The 6028-nt window shown below is 69.1% G+C and carries 6 protein-coding genes; all 6 read left to right on the top strand.

Annotation, left to right across the window (positions count from 1 at the left end; genetic code table 11):
* The first annotated feature begins 148 nt into the window (after positions 1–148).
* The gene (locus ACTWQJ_RS44900; RefSeq protein ID WP_443312157.1) at positions 149–1189 is read left to right on the top strand and encodes an ABC transporter permease; all 1041 of its coding nucleotides are present in this window, start codon (positions 149–151) and stop codon (positions 1187–1189) included.
* Entirely contained in the window at positions 1182–2192 is a 1011-nt protein-coding gene (locus ACTWQJ_RS44895) for an ABC transporter permease (protein ID WP_443312156.1), read from the top strand. The genes ACTWQJ_RS44900 and ACTWQJ_RS44895 overlap by 8 nt, the downstream gene beginning before the upstream one ends.
* 62 nt (positions 2193–2254) lie before the next feature.
* Positions 2255–3337: a rhamnose ABC transporter substrate-binding protein gene (gene rhaS / locus ACTWQJ_RS44890; protein ID WP_443312155.1), complete on the top strand. Its 1083-nt coding sequence runs from the start codon at positions 2255–2257 to the stop codon at positions 3335–3337.
* Positions 3338–3354: 17 nt separating this feature from the next.
* A complete protein-coding gene (locus ACTWQJ_RS44885) occupies positions 3355–3675 on the top strand; it encodes an L-rhamnose mutarotase (RefSeq protein ID WP_443312154.1) in 321 nt (106 codons plus the stop codon).
* 14 nt (positions 3676–3689) lie between these two features.
* Positions 3690–5120, top strand: a complete 1431-nt coding sequence (locus tag ACTWQJ_RS44880; protein ID WP_443312153.1) for a BNR repeat-containing protein — start codon at positions 3690–3692, stop codon at positions 5118–5120.
* A gap of 77 nt (positions 5121–5197) precedes the next feature.
* Positions 5198–6028, top strand: an 831-nt coding sequence (locus ACTWQJ_RS44875) for a LacI family DNA-binding transcriptional regulator (protein WP_443312152.1), incomplete at its 3' end; no start/stop codon positions are given.

The following is a 6028-nucleotide window of genomic DNA, read 5'->3' as shown; positions in this document are numbered from 1 at the left end:
TCCTGATGATCTCCTCCGACCTGCCCGAGATCCTCGGCATGGCCGACCGCGTGCTGGTGATGCACGAGGGCCGGCTCACCGCCGAGATCCCACGCTCCGACGCCACCGAGGAAACCGTGATGGCCGCAGCCACCGGGAGGGCCGCCGCATGACGGTGACCGCGCCGAACCCCGCCCCGACCGCCGAGGCGCCCAAGGCCGGCGCCACCCGCCTGGTCGACCGCGTCTTCAAGATGCGCGAACTCGCCATCCTGGCCGTCTTCGTGGTGATGATCGTCATCACCCAGCTGGGCAACAGCGAGTTCCTCACCGAGCAGGGCATCAAGGACCTGCTGCTGAACGCGACCATCCTGGTGCTGGTGGCCGTCGGACAGTCGCTCGTCGTCATCACCCGCAACGTCGACCTGTCGGTCGGATCGACACTCGGCATCAGCGCCTTCGCCGCAGGTACGTATCTCCAGGGCGGCGGCAACTCGCTGGTCGCCATCCTCCTGGCGGTCCTGATGGGTATCGGCTTCGGCCTGCTGAACGGCCTGCTCGTCAGCCTCGGCCAGGTGCCCGCGCTCGTCGTGACGCTCGGCACGCTCTACATCATCCGGGGCATCGACTCGATCTGGGTCGGCTCCCGGCAGATCACGGCGGCCGACCTGCCGGACGGCTTCGTCGACTTCGGCTCCGGCGGCATCCTTGCCGTGCCGTGGCTGGCGCTGATCGCCCTCGCCGTCCTGGTGGCGACCGCCTACTACCTCAAACACTTCAGCAGCGGCCGCGAGCTGTACGCCCTCGGCTCCAACCCCGAGGCCGCCCGCCTCGCCGGCATCCCGGTCCGCAAGCGGATCCTCGCCGCGTACACCTTCTGCGGTGCCCTCGCGGGGCTCGCGGGCGCGCTGTACCTGGCCCGGTTCGGCAACGTCGACTCCGGCACCGGCAACGGCTACGAACTCACCGTCGTCAGCGCGGTCGTGGTCGGCGGCGTCGTCTTCACCGGCGGCTCCGGCAGCGTCTACGGCGCGGCCCTCGGCGCGCTGCTGCTGACCTCCATCAACAGCGTGCTGCCCGCCCTCGGTGTCAGCTCCGTGTGGGTGCTCGCGATCAACGGCATCCTGCTCATCCTCGCCATCGCCGTGGACCGGGTGGTCGCTCTGCGGGTGGCGTCGGCCCTGAAGAAGAGGAACGCCCGCCATGCCTGAGTCCTTGACGCGCGCCGTCCGCTGGGACACGGTCGTCGGCGCCCTCCTGATCGTCCTGTTGCTGCTGTCGTTCTCGTTCGTGGACGGCTTCGGCAACGCGCTGAACCTGTCGTTCCTGATCGGCAACACGCTGCCCATCGCGCTGATCGCCCTGCCGATGACCCTGCTTGTGGTCTCCGGCGAGATCGACCTCTCCGTCGCTTCCACTGCCGGCCTGTCCGGCGCGGTGATGGGTGCCCTGTGGAACCAGGGCATGACCATCGAGACGATCATTCCCATCTGCCTGCTGTTGGGCATGGTGTGCGGACTGATCAACGGCCTGCTGGTCACCAAGCTCGGCCTGCCGTCCCTCGCCGTCACCATCGGCACCCTCGCCGCCTACCGGGGCGTCGCGCAGATCGTGCTCGGCTCCGACGCGGTGACCGACTTCCCCAGCCAGTACCTGGACTTCGCGGCCGGACGCATCGGCGACACCTTCATCCCGTACGCCCTCCTGCCCTTCCTCGTCCTGCTGGCGATCGCGGTGGTCGCGCTGCACGCCACCCCGTTCGGGCGGTCGCTGTTCGCGATCGGCGCCAGCGAGGAGGCCGCGCGCTTCGCCGGTATCCGGGTCAAGCGGCAGAAGCTGATCCTGTTCACGCTGACCGGCCTGATGGCCTCGCTCACCGGCATCTTCTGGGCGCTGCACTACGCCAGCGCCCGCTACGACAACGCCACCGGCCTCGAACTGGCCGTCATCGCCGCGGTGCTGCTCGGCGGCATCGACTTCGACGGTGGCAAGGGCACGCTCGGCGGCGCGATCGCGGGAGTCTTCCTGCTCGGCGCGCTGCAGAACGTGATGAGCCTCCAGGACGTCTCCGCCCAGTCGCAGATCGTCGTCACCGGCGTACTGCTCGTCCTCTCCGTGCTCGGCCCCCGGGTCGCACGGCAGATCTCCGTCGCCAGGGCAGGGCGTAGAGCCGCCTCAGCGCCGGTGTCCAAGGCGCCCAGTCCGGCTTCGTAGGCCAGGACGCCCGCGGACGACCTCGTAAGCCCACGCCCGTTCACCCTCATAAGGAACCCACCATGCGCAAGTCATCCCTCCGCCGCACCTGCGCGGCCCTCGCCGCCGTCACCTCGCTCGCCCTCGCCGCCACCGCCTGCGGCGGCACCACCAAGGAGGACGTCGCGAACGAGGGCGGCTCGGCCGCCGCGGCCGGCAAGGCCGACCCGAACGCCGAACTCAAGAAGGGCCTGACCGTCGGCTTCCTGCCCAAGCAGGTCAACAACCCCTACTTCACCACTGCCGACAAGGGCGGCGAGGCGGCCCTGAAGGAGCTGGGCTCCAGCTACAAGGAGGTCGGCCCGTCCAGCGCCACCGACACCTCCGGGCAGGTCTCCTACGTCAACACGCTCACCCAGCAGCAGGTCGACGCGATGGCCGTGTCCGCGCAGGACCCGGGCGCCCTGTGCACCGCGCTCAAGCAGGCCATGAGCAACGACATCAAGGTCGTCACCTACGACTCCGACACCAAGCCCGACTGCCGCAACGCCTTCGTCTCGCAGGCGTCCGCCGAGGACCTGGGCCGCACCGAGGTGCAGCTGCTCGCCGAGCAGATCGACTACAAGGGCGAGATCGCGATCCTGTCCGCCGCGCAGACCGCGACCAACCAGAACACCTGGATCGAGTTCATGAAGGACGAACTCAAGGATCCCAAGTACAAGGACATGAAGCTCGTCAAGGTCGCCTACGGCAACGACGACGCCCAGCAGTCCTTCCAGCAGACCCAGGGCCTGCTGCAGGAGTACCCGAACCTGAAGGGGATCATCTCCCCGACCACCGTCGGCATCAAGGCCGCCGCCCAGTACCTCTCCGGCTCGAAGTACAAGGGCAAGGTCAAGCTGACCGGCCTCGGCACCCCCAACGACATGCGCAAGTACGTCAAGAACGGCACCGTCGAGGCGTTCGAGCTGTGGGACCCGTCCAAGCTGGGCGAGCTGGCCGCCCGTACCGCCGTCGCGCTGGCCTCCGGGCAGATCACCGGCAAGGAGGGCGAGACCTTCACCGCCGGCGACATGGGCGAGTACACCATCGGCAAGGACGGCGTGATCAGCCTCGGCAAGCCGACCGTGTTCGACGCCAAGAACATCGACCAGTTCAACTTCTGAGTCCCTGGGGGCCGTTGATGCAGCGCGTGTGCTTTCTGCTGAAGGTCCGGGCGGACCGCCTCGACGAGTACCGCGAGCGGCACGCCGCCGTGTGGCCCGAGATGCTTGAAGCACTCTCGGCCACCGGCTGGCACAACTACTCCCTCTTCCTGCGGGAGGACGGCCTGCTGGTCGGCTACTTGGAGACCGAGGACTTCGCCGCCGCCCAGGCCGGCATGGAGGGCACCGAGGTCAACGCCCGTTGGCAGGCGGAGATGGCGCCGTTCTTCGAGTCGCTGGACGGCGCCCGACCCGACGAAGCGATGAAGCCCCTGACCGAAGTCTTCCACCTAGCCTGAGCCGGAGTTGTGTCATGAGAAGACGTACCGTGCTCGCCACAGCCCTGCTGAGCGCCGTGGCCGGCCCCGGCCTCGGCGCCGGCACCGCCCGGGCCGCCGACCCGGGCCCCTCGGTGACCCTGACCGGCACCACCACGCTCGACAGCCAGGCCATCTTCTTCGTGTCGTACGACGGCCTGGTCAACAACAACGCCTTCCAGAAGAACGGCCTGCTGACCTACAAGGGCTACCAGTACGCCGTCTGGTACACCGCCGACCGCAACGCCGTCGTCGGCCGCCGTGTCCTCGGTGCCACCACCTGGTCCACGGTCAAGGTCGGCCACACCCTGCGCTACAACGACTCCCACAACGTCATCTCCATGGGCGTCTCCAAGGTCGACGGCCGCCTCCACCTCAACATGGACTCGCACAGCGACGGCTTCACCTACGTCAAGTCGGTGGCCGGCCTCATGGACAACCCTGGCGGCCTGAGCTGGACCACGAGCCGCTTCGGCGCACCCCAGTCCACCCTCGACGGGCTGACCCTGACCTCGCAGTTCACCTACCCGCAGTTCATCTCGACGCCCGACGGCAGGCTCCAGCTCAGCTACCGCGTCGGCATCTCCGGCAACGGCCGCAACGCGCTGGCGGAGTACGACGGCACGAAGTGGACCGCGCTGGGGGAGTGGACGAGCTCCACCGGGACGTACACGAGCGAGCACGGCTCCTCGACCGCCCGCAACATGTACCTGCACGGCATCGATTACGACCGCAACGGGCGCCTGCACGCCTTCTTCACCTGGCGCGAGCAGAACGGCGCCGTGATGTGCAACAGCGGCGGCATCACCAACCACGACACCGGCTACGTCTACTCCGACGACCGCGGCCGCACCTGGCGCAACAACGCCGGCACCGTCGTCGGCACCACCGGCGGCTCCGACCGCGTCTCCGTCACCGACGCCGGCCTGGTCGTCGACCCGCTCAACCCGGACCACTCCCTGATGAACCAGGAGAGCCAGTTCACCGACTCCGCCGGCCTCCCGCACGCGATCATCAGCTACGTACCCGGCCGCTTCGGCCAGTGCACGACGAACTACGTCGCGAACCGCACCGCCAACGGCCGCGCCTTCCACGTCCGCAAGAACTCCTCCGGAACCTGGCAGAAGACCGAGATCCCGGTCCCGCTGAACTCCAGCCAGCGCACCAAGCTGATCCTGGACAAGTACGACAACGCGTACGCGATCTTCCCGTTCGGCCGGATCGCCGGAGCCTCCAAGGCCTCCGGATACACGGACTGGACGATGTTGTACGACGGCGTCACCGCCGGGCTGAACGCCTTCGGCGAGGTCGTGATCGACGAGACGCGCATCGCACAGGACAACTTCCTGTCGATCATGTACCAGGAGAAGTCCAGCGGTACGACACCCTCGGCGCTGCGCAACCTCAACTTCCGCCTGCCTGCCTGACCGCAGCCGTTGGGGCGGCATGACGGTAATGTGAAGTGCTTCCCGCCGCCCCTCGTCTTCCTGGAGGTCCCTGCCCGATGGCCCAGTCGGTGGGTATCAAGGACGTCGCCCGCGCCGCCGGAGTCTCCGTCGGCACGGTCTCGAACGTCATCAACCGTCCGGACACGGTCGCGACCGAGACCCGGGCGCGGGTGCAGTCCGCGATCGACCGGCTGGGTTACGTCCGCAGCGAGTCCGCACGCCAACTGCGCGCGGGCCGCAGCCGGATCATGGGCCTGCTCGTCCTCGACATGGGCAACCCGTTCTTCGTCGACGTCGCCCGCGGCGCCGAACGGGCCGCACGCGAGGCCGGCCTCGGCGTCATGGTGTGCAACAGCGCCCAGGACCCGACCGAGGAGGCGGAGTACCTCTCCCTCTTCGCCGAGCAGCGGGTGCGCGGCGTGCTGCTCACCCCGGCCGACGCCACCGGCCGGAACATCGACACCTTCCGCCGCCACAACATCCCCTTCGTCCTCGTCGACCGGGTCGCCGAGGGCACCACCGAGTGCTCCGTCTCCGTCGACGACGTGGCGGGCGGCGCCCTGGCCGTACGCCACCTGGTGGACGCCGGGCACCGCTCCATCGCGTACGTCAGCGGGCCGCCCGGCCTGAACCAGGTGCGCGACCGGCGTACCGGCGCCCTGAACGCGCTCGCCGAGGCCGGCCTCGGCCCCGACGCGCTGCGCGAACTGCCCACCGAGCGGCTGGACGTCGCGGCGGGCCGGGACGCCGGCGCCCGCCTGCTCGGCCTCGCCGAGCGCCCCACCGCCGTCTTCTGCGCCAACGACCTGCTCGCCCTCGGCGTCCTGCAGGCCATGTACGCGGCCGGCGTCGGCGTCCCCGACGACCTCGCCATCGTCGGCTACGAC

The sequence above is a fragment of the Streptomyces sp. KR55 genome, from assembly GCF_052245645.1.
GTDB lineage: Bacteria > Actinomycetota > Actinomycetes > Streptomycetales > Streptomycetaceae > Streptomyces > Streptomyces flavusporus.
This window is presented reverse-complemented; position numbering and strand designations above follow the sequence as displayed.